General features: G+C 36.9%; 2 protein-coding genes and 1 pseudogene. All 3 read right to left on the bottom strand.

All coding sequences use genetic code 11. The features are described from left to right. Positions 1-707 (bottom strand): dTDP-4-amino-4,6-dideoxygalactose transaminase (rffA, locus tag I6F48_RS21135; protein ID WP_197120242.1); only part of this gene is annotated, 707 nt, incomplete at its 3' end. Positions 708-710: 3 nt separating this feature from the next. Continuing rightward, positions 711-1,409: a dTDP-4-amino-4,6-dideoxy-D-galactose acyltransferase gene (gene rffC / locus I6F48_RS21140; RefSeq protein WP_197120243.1), complete on the bottom strand. Its 699-nt coding sequence runs from the start codon at positions 1,407-1,409 to the stop codon at positions 711-713. Next, a pseudogene (locus I6F48_RS21145) lies at positions 1,402-1,569 on the bottom strand (glucose-1-phosphate thymidylyltransferase); the annotation flags it as partial. The gene rffC and the pseudogene I6F48_RS21145, both read right to left, overlap by 8 nt.

Raw genomic sequence — 1,569 nt, forward strand, 5'->3', positions numbered from 1 at the left:
CTTGGTAAAAAGCTCGACCCTATGTCCTGCCACGTGTATTTATCGACGATACCATGTAAGAACTGGCTACGATTTGTTCCTTTTTCACGTATAATCTCAGCTCGCTCAACCAGCTTAGGGTCATTAATTAAAATTGCCCCACCTTCGCCACCCGATGAGTAGTTTTTAGTTTCATGAAAGCTATAGCAGCCTATATGACCAAGAGTTCCTAGTGCTTTACCTTTATAGGTAGACATTACGCCTTGTGCTGCATCTTCTACTACCCACAAGTCATGTTTTTCTGCGATAGCGAGTATTGTATCCATTTCACAAGCTACACCTGCGTAATGTACTGGCACTATTGCTTTTGTTTTAGCCGTAATCGCAGCTTCAATGAGTGTTTCATCAATATTCATTGTGTCCGGACGAACGTCAACAAATATAATTTTTGCACCACGTAATACAAACGCATTCGCTGTAGATACAAATGTATAGGAAGGCATTATAACTTCATCGCCTGGCTGAATATCTATCAAAATGGCGGCTAGCTCTAACGATGCTGTACATGAGGGAGTTAGTAATGCTTTTATTGTGTTGAAGCTGTCTTCAAACCATTTTTCGCACTTTTTAGAGAAGTAACCATCGCCGCATAACTTGTCTGATGCAATCGCTTGCTCGATATACGCTAATTCTGTACCTACTTTAGGAGGGATATTAAAAGGGATCATTTTTTAAACCTGTTTATAAAACCAATATGATATATCAGCAATGCTAAAACCATTTTTACTGTATAAATTTGCTGCGGGGGTATTGCTAGTTTGTGTTGCAACTTTTATCTTGCTAACGTTATTTGCTAAACAGTAGGCCTCTATTAGCTTTAGCAGTTCACTACCTATCCCCTGCCCCTGAAAACGATTAGCTACTCCAATAAGCCCTATAACGGCTTCTTTATTTCTAATCCGAATAGTAATAAAACCAGAAATATTACCTTCGTTCTTTAAGACTAAGCAACAGTCATCGAATTTAGATAAAACTGCATTTTCGATCCACGTTTGATAAAAGCAATCTCTTTCACTTGGAGAAAACCACGGCTCTCTAAAACGACTATTCACATATAAATCACTTACTGTACGTTTAAGTTCATCAATATCGCTTTCTAGCGCTAGATAACAATTAAAACTTGGTAGTGAAACTACGTCATTGCTGTCTAGTAAGCTTTTTTGAAATACAACTTCTCCCTCAACAAAGCTAAAGCCGTACTTATTCATTTTATCTAAATCGTGATAGTTATTTGAACTAACTTTAGTTGTTACTAGTGAGTTACTAGGCCAATTTTTATTTTCTATATCATCACTTGTTAGCTCAAGTGAAAATATTGTCTTGTTAAAAAAGTGGCTATCCCACTCCTTCAAAGTAAAGTGATTATGCATTACTTTTTACTAAATCCATTAGATATTGACCGTAACTATTTTTAAGCATTGGGGCTGCAAGCGCTTCCACTTCAGATTTAGTTAGCCACTTATTATTGAATGCAATTTCTTCTAAGCAAGCTATTTTGTAGCCTTGGCGCTTTTCTATTGTTTCTACAAA

The organism is Pseudoalteromonas sp. SWYJ118 (genome assembly GCF_015864505.1).
Classification (GTDB): Bacteria; Pseudomonadota; Gammaproteobacteria; order Enterobacterales; family Alteromonadaceae; genus Pseudoalteromonas; species Pseudoalteromonas arctica.

Bases quoted from the DNA above. Each gene is read 5' to 3' on its own strand.
- rffC (WP_197120243.1), bottom strand. From the start codon at position 1,409: ATGCATAATCACTTTACTTTGAAGGAGTGGGATAGCCACTTTTTTAAC.